Annotated in this window: 18 protein-coding genes; 15 read left to right on the forward strand and 3 right to left on the reverse strand. The window is 60.9% G+C overall.

Annotated elements, in window-relative coordinates:
- The first annotated feature begins 67 nt into the window (after positions 1-67).
- The 4 genes from N5D61_RS15685 (at position 68) to N5D61_RS15700 (ending at position 5,724) form a co-directional block, all read left to right on the forward strand.
- On the forward strand, positions 68-1,657 hold the full coding sequence (locus N5D61_RS15685; protein ID WP_279893458.1) for a lactate dehydrogenase: 1,590 nt from the start codon (positions 68-70) through the stop codon (positions 1,655-1,657).
- Between the two features lie 95 nt (positions 1,658-1,752).
- Complete coding sequence (locus N5D61_RS15690; protein ID WP_279893459.1) at positions 1,753-2,427, forward strand: biliverdin-producing heme oxygenase; 675 nt, start codon at positions 1,753-1,755, stop codon at positions 2,425-2,427.
- A complete protein-coding gene (locus N5D61_RS15695) occupies positions 2,424-4,649 on the forward strand; it encodes an ATP-binding protein (RefSeq protein WP_279893460.1) in 2,226 nt (741 codons plus the stop codon). The genes N5D61_RS15690 and N5D61_RS15695 overlap by 4 nt, the downstream gene beginning before the upstream one ends.
- A 187-nt stretch (positions 4,650-4,836) precedes the next feature.
- Complete coding sequence (locus tag N5D61_RS15700) at positions 4,837-5,724, forward strand: DMT family transporter (RefSeq protein ID WP_108240358.1); 888 nt, start codon at positions 4,837-4,839, stop codon at positions 5,722-5,724.
- A gap of 61 nt (positions 5,725-5,785) precedes the next feature.
- Here N5D61_RS15700 and N5D61_RS15705 read toward each other — a convergent pair whose 3' ends face one another.
- The gene (locus tag N5D61_RS15705) at positions 5,786-7,372 is read right to left on the reverse strand and encodes an ABC-F family ATPase (protein ID WP_108240357.1); all 1,587 of its coding nucleotides are present in this window, start codon (positions 7,370-7,372) and stop codon (positions 5,786-5,788) included.
- A gap of 381 nt (positions 7,373-7,753) precedes the next feature.
- On the opposite strand from N5D61_RS15705, the gene N5D61_RS15710 reads away from it, so the two are divergent.
- Positions 7,754-8,659, forward strand: a complete 906-nt coding sequence (locus N5D61_RS15710; protein WP_279893461.1) for a LysR family transcriptional regulator — start codon at positions 7,754-7,756, stop codon at positions 8,657-8,659.
- 117 nt (positions 8,660-8,776) lie between these two features.
- Positions 8,777-9,202: a VOC family protein gene (locus N5D61_RS15715; protein ID WP_108240173.1), complete on the forward strand. Its 426-nt coding sequence runs from the start codon at positions 8,777-8,779 to the stop codon at positions 9,200-9,202.
- A 38-nt stretch (positions 9,203-9,240) separates the two neighbouring features.
- On the opposite strand, the gene N5D61_RS15720 is transcribed toward N5D61_RS15715, so the two are convergent.
- Together N5D61_RS15720 and N5D61_RS15725 are read right to left on the reverse strand one after the other, a co-directional pair.
- Complete coding sequence (locus N5D61_RS15720) at positions 9,241-9,609, reverse strand: NUDIX hydrolase (RefSeq protein ID WP_108240174.1); 369 nt, start codon at positions 9,607-9,609, stop codon at positions 9,241-9,243.
- A gap of 194 nt (positions 9,610-9,803) precedes the next feature.
- Positions 9,804-10,109: a hypothetical protein gene (locus N5D61_RS15725; protein ID WP_108240175.1), complete on the reverse strand. Its 306-nt coding sequence runs from the start codon at positions 10,107-10,109 to the stop codon at positions 9,804-9,806.
- Between the two features lie 371 nt (positions 10,110-10,480).
- Between N5D61_RS15725 and N5D61_RS15730 the strand changes: the two genes are divergently transcribed.
- The 9 genes from N5D61_RS15730 to ggt all read left to right on the forward strand — a co-directional run bounded on the left by N5D61_RS15730 (position 10,481) and on the right by ggt (position 19,026).
- Positions 10,481-11,326, forward strand: coding sequence for a transporter substrate-binding domain-containing protein (locus N5D61_RS15730; RefSeq protein WP_108240176.1), 846 nt, complete (start codon positions 10,481-10,483; stop codon positions 11,324-11,326).
- A 105-nt stretch (positions 11,327-11,431) separates the two neighbouring features.
- Positions 11,432-12,094, forward strand: coding sequence for an amino acid ABC transporter permease (locus tag N5D61_RS15735; protein ID WP_108240177.1), 663 nt, complete (start codon positions 11,432-11,434; stop codon positions 12,092-12,094).
- 12 nt (positions 12,095-12,106) lie between these two features.
- On the forward strand, positions 12,107-12,769 hold the full coding sequence (locus N5D61_RS15740; RefSeq protein WP_279893462.1) for an amino acid ABC transporter permease: 663 nt from the start codon (positions 12,107-12,109) through the stop codon (positions 12,767-12,769).
- Positions 12,766-13,557, forward strand: coding sequence for an amino acid ABC transporter ATP-binding protein (locus tag N5D61_RS15745; protein ID WP_279893463.1), 792 nt, complete (start codon positions 12,766-12,768; stop codon positions 13,555-13,557). The genes N5D61_RS15740 and N5D61_RS15745 overlap by 4 nt, the downstream gene beginning before the upstream one ends.
- Positions 13,558-13,580: 23 nt before the next feature.
- Positions 13,581-13,973: a RidA family protein gene (locus tag N5D61_RS15750; RefSeq protein WP_108240180.1), complete on the forward strand. Its 393-nt coding sequence runs from the start codon at positions 13,581-13,583 to the stop codon at positions 13,971-13,973.
- A gap of 122 nt (positions 13,974-14,095) precedes the next feature.
- Positions 14,096-14,860, forward strand: coding sequence for an IclR family transcriptional regulator (locus tag N5D61_RS15755; RefSeq protein ID WP_279893464.1), 765 nt, complete (start codon positions 14,096-14,098; stop codon positions 14,858-14,860).
- Between the two features lie 43 nt (positions 14,861-14,903).
- Entirely contained in the window at positions 14,904-16,109 is a 1,206-nt protein-coding gene (locus N5D61_RS15760) for an amino acid deaminase (protein WP_279893465.1), read from the forward strand.
- Between the two features lie 12 nt (positions 16,110-16,121).
- Complete coding sequence (locus tag N5D61_RS15765; protein ID WP_279893466.1) at positions 16,122-17,057, forward strand: sugar kinase; 936 nt, start codon at positions 16,122-16,124, stop codon at positions 17,055-17,057.
- Positions 17,058-17,301: 244 nt separating this feature from the next.
- Positions 17,302-19,026, forward strand: a complete 1,725-nt coding sequence (gene ggt, locus N5D61_RS15770) for a gamma-glutamyltransferase (protein ID WP_279893467.1) — start codon at positions 17,302-17,304, stop codon at positions 19,024-19,026.
- Positions 19,027-19,076: the final 50 nt, after the last annotated feature.

Below are 19,076 nucleotides of genomic sequence, written 5' to 3' on the forward strand. Positions count from 1 at the left end.
TTGTCCCGTCTACTGCCGAAACAGCGGGCAGGACATTCCCATCGATCTCTTCGAGCACGGAGCTGCCATGACCGCGATCTCTTCTGTATCAGCCGCCCCGTCGCTGGCACCGGCCAGCCCGGCGCTGCCGCAGCCTGCCAGCCTGCCGCCTGCGGCGCCGATCCTGGATTCTCCATCGTCTCTCGTCACGCTGGGGCAGACGGTGCGTGTCGTTGCCGCGCAGACTTACGACGCGCGGGGTGCGATCGCCAACCCCGATGTGGCGCCGGCCTGGGAGTACACCCAGCAAGACAAGGTTTCGCTGGTGATGCAGGGCAATTTCAGCACGACCTACGGGGTCAGCCGATTCCAGGGGCTGGCCGCCTCGCTGACCACTCAACTGGCGCAAACGGGTAAAGGCATTTCCCAGTCGGTGATCCGTTCCACGACCGGCTCGGCGCTGGAGCCTGCGGCACTCGCGGCCGCGCAGAAAAAATTGCACAGTGACGCGGCGGACACCAGCATCAGCCTGACGTTGAAGACGGCCAGCGGTAAAACAGTGCAACTCACGTTGACCAGCACTGACCAGGGTCTTGCCGTGCAGGCCGACATCGACGGCGGGGAGTTGAGCGATAAAGAATTGCTCGCGCTGGGCAAAATGGCCGACGGTTTCCAATCCGCGATCGATGGCCTGACTGCCAAGCCACCACAGCTCAAGCTCGACGCGTTGACCCGCTTCGACAGCACAGTATTTGCCTCGGTACAACTCGACACCCGCATCAAACTGGATGACGGCACGCTGCAAACGCTGGCTTTCCGGGCCGACGACACCCAGCGAACGGTGCGCATGAGCGGCGCGACAGGGGACTTGAGCCTGAATGTCGATCTGAAGAATCTGGCAATCATTGGCAGCGCCGCTCAGCAGGCCAAAGCGCTCAACCAGTATTTGGGTCAGATCGACGCCGCACGTAAGCGAGGCGATGGCGATCCGCAGTTGTTATCGATGTTCCAGGATGCCTTCAAAACCTTGCACAGCCATTATCCGGGCAGTCGCGAGTCGACCGTACCGCAAACCGTCAGCAGCGTTGCTTTGACGGATACGGACCATGCGCTGCTCAGTGGGCTGGCGGATTTCAGCGCCTCGGTCACTGAAAGAACCACCGCCAGTAACCCCGCCCGTCCCAATGAGCTGGACAGTTTCGCCTACGACCTTTCGCAACGGACCCAAGCCAAAGGCCGCGATCAACTGAACCGCACCCTCGTCCAGGATCAACAGTCGCATCTGGTCGCCTCGTATCACAAGCCGCTGACCGCTGGTCAGAAACTGGACCTGAGCAAGGATCCCCAATCGCAAAACTACCTGTATTACGAAATCAACGATTCTGCGAGCAGTCGGGCCCGCATCGGCTATGACAAAGGCCAATTGGTAGAGGCGTCCTTGACGCAATCGGCCAGCCAGTCCACACGAGTGTCGAAATACGTCATGGGGCGTCTCGAGAGCGAAACCCTGACGCCTGCGGCCGCAAGCAAGACGCGCAACCTGCTCAGTGCCCTGCAGCAAGCCCTCCAGCAGGACAAGGCAGCGCGGTTGGGCCATGGAGTGTCACTGCTTGAAGACACCCTCGCCGGTATCCAGGCCAGTGCCATGCTGCAAAGCGATCCGGCGTCGCTTCGGTAGCCGCAAGCATGTCTGTAAGGACAGGTTTACATGATGGGCGGCCTCCATTAGTGTGCGCGTTAGCCATTTGCTGTGAACCGGTGCTGAACCTGCGGATGTCTGCGTACTCGAACGTTTACCCCCATAGCCTGGACATCCCGCCCTTGGTCGAAGCCCTCCACCCCCTCTCATCCTCCCTTGTCTGTGCTCCGCCCGTGAGCGTCCTCCAGCAACTGCGTATCGCCACGGCGGTGCAACACAAAGCCCTGGAAGCGCGGTTGCCGCTGACCCATCCCGATCTAGACCGCCAAACCTACGTTCGCATCCTCGAAGCCTATTATGGTTTTCACGCGCCCCTGCAACTTCGCATCGATGCATTTCTCGGCGCCGATGCTCGGGAGCCCGAGCGCGAGAAGGTTGCGACGCTCATTCGGGATTTGCATGCACTGGGCCTGAGCGATGCTGACATTTCCAGGTTGCCTGTCTGTGCCGATCTGCCACCGCTTGACCACGTAGGTCATCTGTTTGGTATCCAGTACGTGATGGAGGGGGCCACATTGGGTGGGCAGGTGTTGCGCCGACTCATCTTCGGGCGTTTGGGTATAGAGGCCGAGAACGGCGCTGCTTTTCTCGATGTTTACGGCCGCGATACCGGCCGGTTGTGGAAGGCGTTTCTCGATCGGCTGGCCGAACTCGATCATCCGGACGTCAACCCAAAGGTCGTGCAAGCCGCGTGCGCTACGTTCGCGTGCTTCGAACAATGGCTGGCGAGGGCAGGAGTGTTGCGATGAGGCCTGTAACCGAACAAGAAATGAGCATGCTGCTCAAGCAGTGCGCCGACGAACCCATCCGCATTCCGGGTGCGATCCAACCCCACGGCGTGCTGCTGACCGTCGACGAGTCGTCCTGGACGGTGCAGCAGGCCAGTGCCAATGCTTCCGAAATACTGGGTGTGACCGCCAAACCGGGCCAGCCTTTGTCCGACTGGTTGGGCGCGGCGCAGACGCAGCTATTGCAGGACGCGTTGTCGAGCCGATCGCTGGACGATCTCAATCCATTTCTGGTCAATCTGCCTGCGGGTGCGCTCGACGCCTTGTTCCATCGGCACGACGGGCTGTTGTTCATCGAACTTGAACCCTCGGCTGATCTACCCGCTGGCGCGTCGGTCGATTTCCATCTGATGCGCACCTTGCGCCGTCTTCAGGGCGCGAAAAGCCTCGCAGACCTGTATGACATCACCGTCAATGAAGTCCGGACGCTGACCGGCTACGATCGCGTGCTGATCTACCGTTTCGAAGATCAGGGCCACGGCCAGGTGGTCGCGGAGACCACCAATGCCGAGCTCGACGCCTATCAGGGACTTTTTTTTCCTGCCAGTGACATTCCCGAGCAAGCCCGTGAGCTCTATCGGCTGAACTGGTTGCGGGTGATTCCTGACGCACGCTATGTGCCTGTGCCGCTGGTGCCTGCGCTGCGGCCGGACACTGGCGAGCCACTCGACATGAGTTATGCCGTGCTGCGCAGCGTTTCGCCAGTGCACTGTCAGTACATGCAAAACATGGGCGTGCGCTCCTCGATGAGCATTTCACTGCTCAAGGACGACCGCTTGTGGGGGTTGATCAGTTGTGGCAACCGTGAGCCGCTGCGAGTTCCACACGCCATACGCGCTGCGTGCCAGACCATTGGCCAGGTGCTGTCCATGCAGATCAGTGCGCTGGAGGACAGCCAGGCCCGGCGGGAACGGCATGCCAAGGACGAACTGCTGGTCTCGTTGGCTCGGTCAATGGCCAATGCCAGCGACGACGTGTATCACGGCCTCGTGGAGCGGGGCGAAGACTTCATCGGGCTGGCCGACGCCACTGGCGGCGCCGTCATCATCGACGATGCCGTTCACTTGTTCGGCCAGTGCCCTTCGATCGAACAGGTCAAATCACTCTTTCGTTGGCAGCAATCGCGCCCGGCAGGGGTGTTCGAAACGTCAAGCCTTGGGACGCTGTTCCCTGAAGCGAAAGCGTACCAGCGCATCGTCAGCGGTTTGCTGGCCTTCAGCTTGCCCAAACCGGTGGACAACGCGGTCATGTGGTTTCGCCCGGAAATCAACGAGACCGTCGCCTGGAGCGGCAACCCGACGCAGGCCAAAGGAGGCGCGGCCAACGGGCTGCAGCCTCGCGAGTCATTTGAAGTCTGGAAGCAGCAGGTCGATGGTAGCTCGCGACTATGGTCGGTCGGCGACGTGTACGCGGCCACGGACTTGCGGCGCTCGGCGCTGGAATCGGACCTGGCCCGTCAAGTGCAGCGCGAGCAAGACGCCGTCCGTGCTCGGGATGAGCTGGTGGCCGTGGTGTCCCACGACCTGCGCAGCCCCTTGACCGTGATTACCATGCAGTGCGGAATGATGCAGCGGGTCATCGCCGCCGATGTCAGCCCCGCGTCCAAACGCCTGAACTCGGCCATCGACACCCTGCAGCGGGCGACCACGCGCATGACCTCTCTTCTGGAAGACCTGCTCGACACCTCGAAGATCGAGGCGGGTCGTTACCTCATTGACGCTCAGCCCTTGGAGTTGAGTCAGTTCTTCGAGGACGCCTGGACGCTGCTGACGCCTTTGGCGCTGAATAAATTCGTCAGCCTGACGTTCGTTGGCGAGCCGGACCTGAGGATCCTGGCGGATCCGGAGCGCATGTACCAGGTGTTGTCGAACCTGGTGGGTAACGCGATCAAGTTCACCCCCAAGGAGGGCACCATCAGCGTCACGGCCAATGTGGAAGGCGAATACGTGGCCATCCGGGTGGCCGACTCGGGGCCGGGCATCGCCCCGGATCAATTGCCCCATGTGTTCGAGCGCTACTGGCGAATCCGCGAAGGCAACCCGAGCGGTACGGGATTGGGGCTGTATATCTCCCAAGGCATTGTCAAAGCCCACGGGGGCGAATTGAGCGCGACCAGTGAAATGGGCGTCGGCAGCGTGTTCCGTTTCACCGTACCGTTGGTCAAACCGCTGGCCATGGCGTGAATTCGCCGTCGCGAAGCGACGGCGCAGAACGGCCCGGTCGCCACCTGGGCGGCGCCCGGCCATCGTCAGCGGGGCAGATGAATGCTTGGTCATCGGACGGCGCCTTCTATATGCTTTCCGTGCCTGCCCTGATGCCCGCGGGGGCGGCGCGGCGATGTAGCATCCACGCAAGGCCTAAGGACAGCTGATGAGTACCCCCAGCACGCCGCTTTCCGGCGTCAATCAACCGCTCAAGGGCATCGCACTGATCGTTCTGGCGACCTTTTTGTTCTCCAGTCACGATACCCTCTCCAAGTACCTTTCCGGCATTTACCCGATCATGATGGTGGTCTGGGTGCGTTACGTCGTTCACACCGGGCTGATGGCCTGTATTTTCATGCCCTCGGCCGGCCTGCGGGTGTTGCGCACGAAGCGCCCTGGGTTGCAGGCGTTGCGGGCGGTCTGCCTGTTGGGCACAAGCCTGTTGTTCACCAGCGGCCTGATGTTCATCCCGATCGCCGAAGCCACGGCGGTCAACTTTCTCGCGCCACTGCTGGTGACGGCGTTGTCGGTGCCGTTGCTCAAGGAAAGGGTTTCGAGAGGTCAGTGGGCGGCGGTTCTGGTCGGGTTCGGCGGCGTGCTGGTGATCGTCCATCCGGGAGGTGAACTGTTCAGGCCGGCAGTCTTGCTGCCGTTGGGTTCGGCGCTGTGTTTCGCCTGTTATCAGTTGCTCACGCGGTTGGTGGCGGCCCACGACAGTCCGACCACCAGCAACTTTTTCGCGGGGTTGTTCAACAGCCTGCTGATGAGCGCCATCGTGCCGTTCTTCTGGCAATCCCCGGCGTGGGTCCACATCCCGTTCATGCTGGCGCTGGGCAGCTGTGGCATGGTGGCGCATTTGATGCTGACCCAGGCCTTTCGATTCGCGGCACCGGCCTTGCTGGCTCCGTTTGGGTACTGCCAGATCGTGTTTGCGGGCTTGTGGGGATACGTGGTGTTCAATCATGCGCCGTCGCTGACAGCGCAGGCGGGGATCGCAATCATCTGCCTGAGTGGATTGGCCGCGGCCTGGCAGCAGCGCAAGAAGGGAGGGTGAGCCGAGCCCATGAAAAAGCCCTGTCCGTAGGACAGGGCTTTCGAGGGGGCCAGCGGCGGGTTTAAAACACCACGCCCTGGCTGCGCAGGTAGTCGTCGTAAGTGCCGCTGAAGTCCGTTACGCCATTGGGGCTCAGTTCGACGATGCGGGTGGCCAGCGATGACACGAATTCACGGTCATGGCTGACGAAGATCAACGTGCCGGGGTAGTTTTCCAGCGCCAGGTTCAACGCTTCGATGGACTCCATGTCCAAGTGGTTGGTCGGTTCGTCCATGACCAGAACGTTGGGCTTTTGCAGGATCAGCTTGCCGAACAGCATGCGCCCTTGCTCGCCACCGGAAATGACCTTGACCGACTTCTGGATCTCGTCGTTGGAAAACAGCATGCGGCCCAGCGTGCCACGAATCATCTGTTCACCCTGGGTCCACTGGCCCATCCAGTCGAACAGGGTCACGTCATCTTCGAAGTCGTGGGCGTGGTCCTGGGCGTAATAGCCCAGCTCGGCGCTTTCTGTCCATTTGACCGATCCCGCGTCTGGCGTCAGCTCACCCATCAGCGTGCGCAGCAGGGTGGTTTTGCCGATTCCGTTGGGGCCGATGATCGCCACGCGTTCGCCTGCTTCGATGGTGAAGCTGAAGTTCTTGAACAGCACCTTTTCGTCGAAGCCCTTGGACATCTTCTCGACGGTGACGGCCTGGCGGTGCAACTTCTTGGTTTGCTCGAAGCGAATGAACGGGCTGACGCGGCTTGACGGCTTTACCTCGGCGAGTTGGATCTTGTCGATCTGCTTGGCGCGCGACGTGGCCTGCTTGGCTTTCGAGGCGTTGGCCGAGAAGCGGCTGACGAACGTCTGCAGCTCGGCGATCTGCGCCTTCTTCTTGGCGTTGTCGGCCAGCAACTGCTCGCGGGACTGGGTGGCCGCGGTCATGTACTCGTCATAATTGCCCGGGAACAGGCGCAGCTCGCCATAGTCCAGGTCCGCCATGTGGGTGCAGACGCTGTTGAGGAAGTGGCGATCGTGGGAAATGATGATCATGGTGCTGTTGCGCGCCGTGAGAATCGATTCCAGCCAGCGAATGGTGTTGATGTCCAGGTGGTTGGTCGGCTCGTCGAGCAGCAGGACTTCCGGATCGGAAAACAGCGCCTGGGCCAGCAGCACCCGCAATTTCCAGCCGGGGGCCACTTCCGACATCGGACCGAAGTGTTGCTCCAGCGGAATGCCCAGCCCCAGCAGCAACTCGCCGGCACGGGACTCGGCGGTGTAGCCGTCCATTTCGGCGAATTCGGTTTCCAGCTCGGCGACCGCCATACCGTCGTCTTCGGTCATTTCCGGCAACGAGTAGATACGATCACGCTCGGCCTTGACCTTCCACAGCTCCTCATGGCCCATGATAACCGTGTCGATGACCGTGAATTGCTCGTAGGCGAACTGGTCCTGACGCAGCTTGCCCAGGCGCACATTGGGCTCCAACATCACTTGGCCGCCCGACGGCTCCAGGTCGCCACCCAGAATCTTCATGAAGGTCGACTTGCCACAGCCGTTGGCACCGATCAGACCATAGCGGTTGCCGTTGTTGAATTTGACCGAAACGTTTTCGAACAGCGGCTTGGGGCCGAACTGCATGGTGATGTTAGCGGTGGAGATCAAAGGGTTTACCTATCAATAACTTACGGAAAGCAGGGGATGGCCTGATACCGGTCCGGTCGTGCCGGAAAGGGCTTCAACGCCCATGGGGCAGCCACCGCCTTTACATGGGGTGGGCGGGCTGCCGGGCGAAGAGAGAAGGGGCCATCTTGGAATTTGCGCGCATTGTCGCACAGTCGCGAGGGCAGGTGTATGGCGAGCAGGGCGCTATTCGTCCTCGGACAGCCCATATCCTGCAGCCACGCTCGCGGTCCTAAGCTCGGCCGTCGTCGCAGTGCTGCCATTTGTACGCCAGTGATTTCCGCTCGTCCAATGACAGAAGCCCATCCTTGTCTGTCCTGATCGCGATAAACTCCTGGCACTTCATCGGCGCAAGGTCATGGCGTGATCAGAGAAATCAAAACCTTCATCAGCGTCGCACGACGCGGTTCGTTCGCGGCGGCCGGACAAGAGGTGGGGCTGAGCCCATCGGCGGTGAGTGCGCAGATTCGCACCCTGGAAGACGGCCTGGGCGTGAAGTTGTTCGAGCGTTCTGGCCGCGCGGTTTCGCTCAATCCGGCAGGCCAGCGGGCCGTTCCGCTCGCTGAGGAGATGCTGCAACTCTATTCCCGGATGGGCACGCCGGATGCCGACAACGACTTTCGCGGCGCATTGCGCATTGGTGCGATTGGCACGGCGCAGACCGGGATCCTGCCGCAGGTGCTGGTGGCGCTGAAGGACCGTGCGCCGTTCATCGAGGCCAGTGTGGTGCCCGGCGTGTCGCTGCATTTGCTGAGCCTGGTGGATTCGGGCGATCTGGACCTGGCGATCATGATCACGCCTCCTTTTGCATTGCCCAAGGACCTGCGCGCTGAAGTCATAGCCCGTGAACCCTTTGTCCTGATCAGGCCCCCGAACGTGGAGGGCGACGACCCCCTTATGTTGCTGCAAGACCATCCATTCATTCGTTACGACCGGAATTCTTTCGGTGGACGCTCAGTGACGCGCTTCCTCCGTGAGCACCGGTTGCAGGTCCGCCAAACGCTGGAGCTGGATGAACTGGATGCCATTGTCAAAATGGTGGGCAGCGGATTGGGTGTCGCTCTGGTGCCGATGGCAGGGGTGTGGCTTGAAAACAGCTCGGCGGTGCGAGTGCTGCCATTGGGCGAACGGGTGTTTTTCCGCGAGATCGTTTTGCTGAGCCGCTATGCACATCGCGAAGCACCGCTTTTTCGTCTTTTCAGGACGTGTGTCATGGATGCGATGGCGAGCCTCAGGCCTGCGCACCCATCCATTGACGTCGGCGAATGAAGCGCCAAGGCTGCCGATGCAACGAAATTATCGTTGCTCAGCCCTCAGGATATCCGCTTTCCATCCACCGCTTTTGCGACAAGAATCACTGCACACAACCATTGGCAGGATCCTACCGTGAGTCTTTCTCCCTTCCATCTCGCTATTCCCGTGTACGACCTTGCCGCGGCCCGGCATTTCTACGGCGAGGTCTTCGGACTGTCCGAGGGCCGGTCGAGCGCTCAGTGGGTAGACTTCGATTTCTATGGCCATCAGTTGGTCATCCACGAGCACCCACAGACCGCGTCCCAGGCGTCGGCGCACTCGAATGCGGTCGACGGGCACGACGTGCCTGTACCGCACTTCGGCGTGGTGTTGAAGTGGGATGAATGGGAGGCGTTGGCGGAGCGGCTGCGCGCCCGACAGACCCCATTCGTGATCGAACCCTATGTGCGTTTCAAGGGGCAGGTCGGGGAGCAGGCGACCATGTTTCTGTTCGACCCTTGCGGCAATGCGCTGGAATTCAAGGCCTTCAAGGACATCGGGCAACTGTTTGCCAAGTAGGGGCGTGACAGCTCGTTGCTAGCGCAGAACCGCCAGTCTCAGCGGACGTTGTCGCTGAGAAATGCTTTGACGATGGATTTGGCGGCTGGGTTGACCTTAAGGTTACCCAGCTCCTTGGCGGTGAACCATCGGCAATCGGCGATTTCGTTACGTGGGGCCGGGGTCGCCATGAAGGTGACCGAGACCTCGAAAACGTGGTGAAGCACCTCGCCACCTTCGAAGCGGGTAACGAAGTCCAACTCCTCCAGGATCAACCCGGTCTCCTCGCGCAACTCTCGCGCTGCGGCTTGGGCAGGCGATTCATTGGCCTCGACTTTGCCGCCCGGCAGTGTCCAGCGAGACTTGGGTTTGCGCACGTACAGAATGTGGTTATCCCGTCGGCAAATGACTGTGGCGCGTTCTTTCATTGGATGTCCCTCCACCGTACAACCTGTGAGATGCGCGTGCCGGAGCGATCGTCACGCGGATGTCACAAAAGCTTCATATAAGGCTTCGAAGCACTAACGGTGCCAATGTTCCCCAGCCCTCGAATTGAGGGCTCATTTTCTTCCGGATGACCCCAAGCTTAGCGAACCGCACGGTAGAGAACGCTGCAATACCGTTACGGTTTCTTGACCGTCGATTTCTCATGGGGGGCGCTGTTCGCGTCCACCGGGACGCGTGGGGCACTTGTCTTTGACTTGGGTGAAATCTTCTCTGCCGAGCCTGGCGGGTCGGGCACAGCGGATCGCTTTTCGTAGCCTTGAGCATCCCCGCCATTGCCTCCGGCCGGAGAAGAAGGGTTCACACCCGGCGGCAACGCTGAGCCTTCCACGTCGCCCGCGGCCATGGCTGTGCTTGATATCAACGCGTAGGTGCTAACCAGGACGGCTGCGGTCAGCAAACGCTTGAGTGTGTGAGTGCGCATGATCGATCTCCGTTAGTAGCGATGGTGACAAAGTCACTGTCGTCAAATCTTGGGCACCGGTCGGGAAAGTAATGTGCCCCTGCAGTGACGAGTGGCTCGGCTCCAATGCTGACGCATGTGCGCTCAGTTGTGGCGCACCGCGCACAACCCTGGGGCTTCGTGACACGCCATGGGGTAAACGGTAGCGCAACCGGGTACGGCTACGCGGTTACAAGAACCGGCCGAGGATTGCTAGCCCCTTGATATTGCTGGCCTTTCGCTGTGTGTTGCGTTCTGGCCATTCTGTGGCACACTTTCTGCTGTCTATTCCGCTGTTACATACACGTTTCCGCTATAGCGGAATATTACATCATCTCGGCGGAGTTCATTCCATGAAGCGCGGACCCTCTTTCTTGAAAGCCTGTGCATTCGTTCTGGTAGCAGCAGGGCTGGCAGCCACTGCCCAGGCGGCGGACAGCAAGCTCGACAGCGTATTGCAGCGTGGTCATTTGGTGGTCGGCACCGGCAGCACCAATGCGCCTTGGCATTTCCAGGGGGCCGATGGCAAATTGCAGGGCTTCGATATCGACATCGCACGCATCGTCGCCAAAGGCTTGTTCAACGACCCCAATAAAGTGGAGTTCGTGGTGCAGTCTTCCGATGCGCGGATTCCCAACCTGCTGACCGACAAGGTCGACATGAGCTGTCAGTTCATCACGGTCACCGCCAGCCGCGCCCAACAGGTGGCGTTTACCCTGCCGTACTACCGCGAAGGTGTGGCACTGCTGCTGCCTGCCAACAGCAAATACCAGGAAATCGACGATCTCAAAGCGGCGGGCGACGGCGTCACTGTCGCGGTGCTGCAAAACGTGTATGCCGAAGAGCTGGTTCATCAGGCCCTGCCCAAAGCCAAGGTCGATCAATATGACAGCGTCGACTTGATGTACCAGGCCATCAATTCCGGGCGTGCCGACGCGGCCGCTACTGATCAGTCTTCGGTCAAATACCTGATGGTGCAGAACCCAGGCCGCTACCGCTCTCCAGCCTTCGCCTGGAGCCCGCAAACCTACGCCTGCGCGGTCAAGCGCGGCGATCAGGACTGGCTGAACTTCGTTAACACTGCCTTGCATGAAGCCATGACCGGTGTTGAGTTCCCGACCTACGCAGAGTCGTTCAAGAAGTGGTTCGGCGTTGAGTTGCCGACGCCACAGATCGGTTTCCCGATGGAATACAAGTGATCCGCGTGGCGGGCTCGACATCCGCTGCTTGCTGATCGCGGCTGCCACTGAATTGACGGGGGCGGTGAAGGCCACGGCGCCTTCCTGCCTCAGGTGCCCTTGACCATGAATTATCAGTTGAACTTTGCAGCAGTCTGGCGGGACTTCCCCAGCCTGCTGGCGGGACTGGGATTAGGGCTTGAATTGGCCCTGGTCTCCATCGCCATCGGCTGCGTGATCGGCCTGATGGCTGCGTTTGCGATGCTGTCGAAATACCGCGCGTTGCGCGTCGTGTCGTCGGTGTACGTCACGGTGGTCCGCAATACGCCCATCCTGGTGTTGATCCTGCTGATCTACTTTGCCATGCCGACACTGGGCCTGCGCCTGGACAAAATCCCTTCGTTCATTGTCACCCTGTCGCTGTACGCAGGGGCGTATCTGACCGAGGTGTTCCGTGCAGGGTTGCTCAGCATCCACAAGGGCCAGCGCGAGGCCGGGCTGGCGATCGGCCTGGGCGAGTGGCAGGTGCGGGCTTACATCATCGTGCCGGTGATGCTGCGCAACGTACTGCCCGCGCTCTCCAACAACTTCATCTCGTTGTTCAAAGACACCTCGCTGGCTGCGGCTATCGCGGTTCCCGAGCTGACTTATTACGCGCGCAAAATCAACGTCGAGAGCTACCGGGTCATCGAAACCTGGCTGGTGACTACGGCGTTGTATGTCGCGGCTTGTTACCTCATCGCCATGCTCTTGCGCTACCTCGAACAGCGCTTGGCGATTCGCCGCTAGGAGGGCTGGGGCATGTACCAACAACCCACATGGCTACAGGAGTTGTGGATTGCGCGGGAGGCGCTGTGGAATGGATTTCTGACCAGCGTGCAGTGCGCCGGGCTGGCGATTGTCTGCGGCACGGTGATTGGCGTGTTCGCCGGGTTGATCCTGACCTATGGCAAATGGTGGGCGCGCCTGCCGTTTCGCGCCTACGTCGACCTGATTCGCGGCACCCCTGTGTTCGTGCTGGTGCTGGCCTGCTTTTACATGGCTCCGGCACTGGGCTGGCAGATCTCGGCCTTCAATGCGGGAGCGTTGGGCCTGACCTTGTTCTGCGGCTCCCACGTGGCGGAAATCGTCCGCGGCGCGTTGCAGGCCATTCCGCGTGGTCAACTGGAAGCGGGCAAGGCCATCGGCCTGACGTTCGGCCAGTCGCTGAGCTACGTCTTGCTGCCTCAGGCGCTGCGCCAGGTGCTTCCGACCTGGGTCAACTCGTCCACCGAGATCGTCAAGGCCTCGACTCTGCTGTCGGTGATTGGCGTGGCTGAATTGCTGCTCAGTACCCAGCAGGTGATCGCGCGCAATTTCATGACCTTGCAGTTTTACCTGTTCGCAGGCTTTCTCTTCTTCGTCATCAACTACGCCATCGAGCTTCTCGGGCGGCGCATCGAAAAACGGGTGGCTTTGCCATGACACAGATTCAAACCGCGACCGTCGCCCCGGCGCTGCTGAGCATCGAAGGGCTGCACAAATCCTATGGCCCTGTAGAAGTGTTGAAAGGCGTTGACCTGAAAATGAACAAGGGCAACGTGGTGACCCTGATCGGCTCAAGTGGCTCGGGCAAGACCACGCTGTTGCGTTGCGTGAACCTGCTGGAAGAGTTTCAGGGCGGCCACATTCGCCTGGAAGGCCAGGACATCGGCTACAGCGACGTCAATGGCAAGCGGGTGCGTCATCCCGAAAAAGTCATCGCCCAGCACCGCGCGATGACCGGCATGGCGTTTCAGCAATTCAACCTGTTTCCGCACCTGACCGCCCTGCAGAACGTGACCCTGGGGCTGCTCAAGGTCAAGAAACTGCCCAAGGACCAGGCCATCGCGCTGGCGGAAAAATGGCTCGAGCGAGTCGGTTTGCTCGAGCGCCGCAATCACTATCCCGGCCAGTTGTCCGGCGGCCAGCAGCAGCGCGTCGCCATCGCCCGTGCCATTGCCATGAACCCGAGCCTGATGCTGTTCGACGAAGTCACTTCGGCACTGGATCCAGAGTTGGTCGGCGAAGTGCTCAGCGTGATCAAGGGGTTGGCCGAGGAGGGTATGACCATGCTGCTGGTCACTCATGAAATGCGATTTGCGTACGAAGTCTCGGACCAGATCGTGTTCATGAACCAAGGCCGCATCGAGGAGCAAGGCCCGCCCAAAACCCTGTTCGAGCAGCCAAAGTCGGCTCGGCTCGCAGAATTTCTGAAGAACATCCGTTTCTGAACGCTCAACCAAGGAGTTATGACATGAGCATTACCCGTTACGGCGCCGGTAGCACCGCAGGTGGCGGCCAGCCACGTCCGTTCGCTCGCGCTGTAGAGGCTGACGGCTGGCTGCATGTGTCCGGCCAGGTGCCCGCTGAGAACGGCGAGATCATCGTCGGGGGCATCGTCGAGCAGACCCACAAGACCATGCAGAACCTGATTGCAATCCTCGATGAAGCCGGTTATGGCCTCGAAGATGTGGTTCGGGTCGGCGTCTGGTTGGAAGATCCCCGGGACTTCTGGAGTTTCAACAAGGTGTTCGGCGAGTATTTCAAACCGGAGCACGCGCCGGCGCGGGCCTGTGTGCAAGCGAGCATGATGGTGGACTGCAAGGTCGAGATCGACTGCATCGCTTACAAGAAAAAGTCGCTTTAAGCCTCGAGCCCGCCGCGTGTTTGGCCACTTGCGGCTCAACGCGTGCGGCTTGAAACTGTCGCCCTCTTTTTCTAGGCGTGAGGTGCTCTTCGCCCCACGCCACTCAGCTCGGAACTGCTGCTATGACAGAAGACACCATCAAACGCCGGGCCCGAGGTTTAGACCGGGCGTTCGATATTCTGGATTTCCTCAAGGTGACGGGCTCGCCGTTGCGCCCCAACGAAATCGCCAGTGGTATCGGCAGCCCGAAATCGACGGTGTATGAGCTGGTCGCTTCATTGCTGGAACGGCGCATTCTGGAAAACGTCGGCAAGGACGGCCACGTCTACCTGGGGCGGCAGTTGTATTTCTTGGGACAAGCGCACCTTCGGCATTTCGATTTCACCCGCGAGGCGGAAATCAGTCTGGGAGAAATCGTCGAGCAGACTCGCGAAACCGCGCAGATGTGTCTGCTCAATGGCCGCAAATACACGGTCGCCCTGATGAAAGAGGGCGCCCGGCACTTCCGCATTTCCTCGGACGTTGGCGAAGACGCGCCCATTCCCTGGACCGCTTCCGGTCGCCTGCTGCTGGGCCACCTGACCGATCAGGCGATCATCGACTTGATCGACCCTGACGACTTCATCCTGCCAGATGGCCAGCGGCTGGCAGTGGACACGTTCATTCAGGAAATCCGCAAGGCCCATGAAGAGGGCTTTTTTTCCTTCAACAGCATTGCCGACACCTTTACCCACTGCTTCGCCGCCCCCGTGCGTGACAAGCAGGGCGTCTGTATCGCCACGCTGTGCATCGTCGCCCCGCGGGCCGATGCCACGGCCCATTACGAGCATTACCGGCGCGTACTGATCGACAGTGCGAACGGCCTGGCTCGCAGGGTCAACGATTAACGGTTCGTTACTTCGAACAGAACACGCATTCAGGAGAACATTCATGCACATCGCCGCCCTCGAAAAAGGCGCCGCCCAACCGGGCGATCAACTGGTCCGTGACGTCAGCCTGCCGGCGCTGGTCATCCACGATGCGGCACTGGAACACAACCTGCGCTGGATGCAGAAGTTCGTCAACGACAGCGGCGCCGAACTCGCGCCCCATGGCAAGACCAGCATGGTGCCGGCCCTGTTTCGCCGTCAGCTCGATCACGGGGCCTGGGGCATGACCCTGGCCAGTGCGACGCAGACCCGGGCGGCCTACGTCAATGGTGTGCGGCGCGTGCTGATGGCCAACCAACTGGTTGGGGCGCCGAACATGGCGATCATCGCTGAGATGCTCGCCGACGCCACCTTTGACTTCCACTGCATGGTCGATCATCCGGACAACGTCGAAGCCTTGGGTCAATTCTTCGCCACTAAAGGCGTGCAGCTCAATGTGATGATCGAGTACGGCGTGGTGGGCGGTCGTTGCGGTTGCCGCAGTGAGGCCGAGGTCATGGCCCTGGCAGACGCCATTGCGGCGCAACCCGCACTCAAACTGACCGGTATCGAGGGTTACGAAGGCGTGATCCATGGCGACAAGGCCATTGCCGGGATCCGTGCATTCGCGGCGTCGTTGGTGAAGCTGGCCATCGACCTTCAAGACAAGGGCGCGTTTGCGCTGGCGCGCCCGATCGTCACCGCTTCCGGGTCGGCCTGGTACGACCTGATCGCTGAGGAATTCGACAGGCAGGACGTGCGCGAGCGCTTTCTTGCCGTGCTGCGGCCCGGCAGTTATGTGGTGCATGACCACGGCATCTACAAGCAAGCGCAATGCTGCGTGCTCGACCGCCGACAGGACTTGAGCGAAGGCTTGCAGCCGGCGCTGGAAGTCTGGGCACATGTGCAATCACTGCCAGAGCCGGGCTTTGCCGTCATCGCCATGGGCAAGCGTGACGTCGCTTTCGATGCAGGCATGCCCAATCCGATCAAACGCTACCGGGCCGGTGTGGTGCCGACGCAGGGCGATGATGTCAGCGCCTGCACAGTGACCGCAGTGATGGACCAGCACGCGTTCATGACCGTCGCCGAGGGCTGCGAGCTGAAGGTGGGGGATATTATTTCCTTCGGCACCTCGCATCCGTGCCTGACCTTCGACAAGTGGCGCACCGGTTGCCTGGTGGGCGACGACCTGGGCGTCATCGAAACCTTCAGCACCTGTTTCTGACGAGAGCCCGCCATGAGCGAATTGATCCGTCACGACCACCCGCGTATCGCCTTGATCGGCGAATGCATGATTGAGTTGCAGCAGTCCGCCGATGGAACCCTCAAGCAGAGTTTCGGCGGTGACACGCTGAACACAGCGATCTACCTGTCGCGGCTGCTGGGGCCGCAGGCGCGTGTGGATTATGTCACCGCGTTGGGCGACGACAGTTTCAGCGACGCGATGTGCGCGGTCTGGGCCGAGGAGGGCATCGGTCTGAGCCAGGTCCAACGCCTGCCCGGGCGCTTGCCCGGACTGTACTGCATTCAGACCGACGCCCAAGGCGAGCGGCGTTTTCTGTACTGGCGCAACGAAGCGGCCGTGCGGGAGTGCTTCACCACGCCGTCCGCCGATGCAGTCCTCACTGCATTGCTCGATTACGACGTGCTGTATTTCAGCGGCATCACGCTGGCGGTGCTGGGGGAGGTGGGGCGCGCACGGCTGTTGTCCGCGCTGGGCGACGCCCGGGATCGCGGCGCCAGGGTCGTGTTTGACAATAACTACCGCCCACGCCTGTGGCGGAGCGCCGATCAGGCCCGGCAGGCCTATCGTGCGATCCTGCACGAGGTCGATGTGGCGCTGCTGACCGAGGAGGATGAGCAGGCGCTGTTCGGCTATGTCGACAGTGAGCAGATCATGCAGGCCTACGCTCGCCAGACGGAAGTGGTCATCAAACGTGGCGCCCGCAGTTGCTGGGTGCGCCTGGGTACGCATCGCCACGAGGTGCCCGCGCACCCGGTGGAACGGGTCATCGACACCACCGCGGCGGGGGATTCGTTCAGCGCGGGCTATCTGGCACAGCGTCTTCGAGGAGGCTCTGCCGAAGAGGCGGCCGAAGCAGGCCATCGCTTGGCCAGCCGCGTCATCCAGCATCCGGGAGCGGTGATTCCCAAGGCGGCCATGCCGGATTGAAATGCCTTATCGTCGGTGGCGAGCTGGGAAAGGTCGACATCGGCGCTAGGTTGATTCGCTTTGTTGCGCTATTTTGGTGCGATTGACAGGTTCTCCCTGGACCCAGTCGGTCGTTCGAAAGCGCTTCGACCCATGTGCACCCGCAGTTGCAAGGATGCCGGGCGAGCCGTCCTGAGCACAGGTGCTCAACGAAGCTCGACCTGCCAATGCAGTTCCACAGTCAAACAACAAAGAGAGTCGACCCATGAAACATGAACCCTTGTCCCGGTCGCTGATTGCGATCGCGTTCACCCTCGGTTGTTCCTCCTCGTATGCGGCCTCCGTCGCCCCGGTCGCTGCCGAAAACGGCATGGTGGTCACTGCACAGCATTTGGCTACCCATGTGGGGGTCGATGTGCTCAAGGCCGGGGGTAATGCCGTGGATGCAGCAGTTGCCGTGGGTTATGCCCTGGCAGTGGTGTACCCCGCCGCGGGCAATTTGGGTGGCGGCGGGTTCATGACCATCCAGTTGGCAGACGGACGCAAGACGTTTCTCGATTTCCGGGAAAAGGCCCCACTGGCTGCGACAGCCAACATGTACCTGGACAAGGACGGCAATGTGGTGCCAGACCTGAGCGCCAAAGGCCATTTGGCGGTGGGCGTACCCGGGACTGTCTCCGGGATGGAGCTGGCGCTGAGTCGATACGGCACCCAAAAGCGGTCGCAGGTGATGGCCCCGGCGATACGCCTCGCCGAGAACGGGTTCGCGCTGAAGCAGGGCGACATCGACTTGTTGCACACGGCGACCGACGAATTCAAGGCTGACAAGGACATGGCCCCGATTTTTCTCAACAAAGGCGAACCGATGCGAGTCGGTGACATGCTCGTGCAGAAGGACCTGGCAAAAACCCTGAAGGAGATTTCCGAAAAGGGCAGTGACGGCTTCTACAAGGGTTGGGTGGCCAAGGCCATCGTCGATTCCAGTAAAGCGGGCAAGGGCATCATCGAGCAGGCCGACCTGGACCGGTACAAGACCCGCGAATTGGCGCCCATCGAATGCGACTACCGCGGGTATCACGTCGTGTCGGCGCCGCCACCCAGTTCGGGCGGTGTGGTCATCTGCGAGATCATGAACATTCTCGAAGGCTACCCGATGAAAGCGTTGGGCTATCACTCTGCCCAAGGTCTGCATTACCAGATCGAAGCGATGCGCCACGCTTACGTCGACCGCAACAGTTACCTGGGCGATCCGGATTTTGTGAACAACCCCATCGCCCACTTGCTGGACCGCGATTACGCCGCCAAGCTGCGCGCCGCCATCGAGCCGCAGAAGGCAGGCGATTCCCAGGCCATCAAGCCCGGCGTTGCACCCCACGAGGGCAATAACACCACGCATTATTCCATCGTCGATAAATGGGGTAACGCAGTGTCGGTGACCTACACCCTCAACGACTGGTTCGGTGCCGGTGTCATGGCCAGCAAGACCGGGGTGATTCTCAACGACGAGATGGATGATTTCACGGCCAAGGTCGGAGTCCCCAACATGTACGGCCTGGTGCAGGGTGAAGCCAATGCCATCGCGCCGGGCAAGACGCCGCTCTCTTCCATGAGCCCGACCATCGTCACCAAGGACGGCAAGGCGGTGATGGTGGTGGGCACGCCGGGTGGCAGTCGGATCATCACCGCCACCTTGCTGACCATGCTCAATGTGATCGACTACGGCATGAACATTCAGGAAGCCGTCGATGCGCCGCGCTTCCACCAGCAATGGATGCCGGAGACCACCAACCTGGAGAAATTCGCGGTCAGCCCCGACACGCAAAAGATTCTGGAAAGCTGGGGCCATAAATTTGCCACCCCCCAGGACGCCAACCACCTCGCTGCCATCCTGGTGGGCGCGCCGTCTCTCGGCGGCAAGCCGGTAGGCAACAACCGCTTCTACGGTGCGAACGATCCACGGCGCAACACGGGACTGGCGCTGGGCTATTGAAACGCTGAGGCGCTCCGGGGCAGGGGGGGGATCCGCTGCTCCGGTTCGAC

Source organism: Pseudomonas sp. GD03842, assembly GCF_029841165.1.
Lineage (GTDB): Bacteria > Pseudomonadota > Gammaproteobacteria > Pseudomonadales > Pseudomonadaceae > Aquipseudomonas.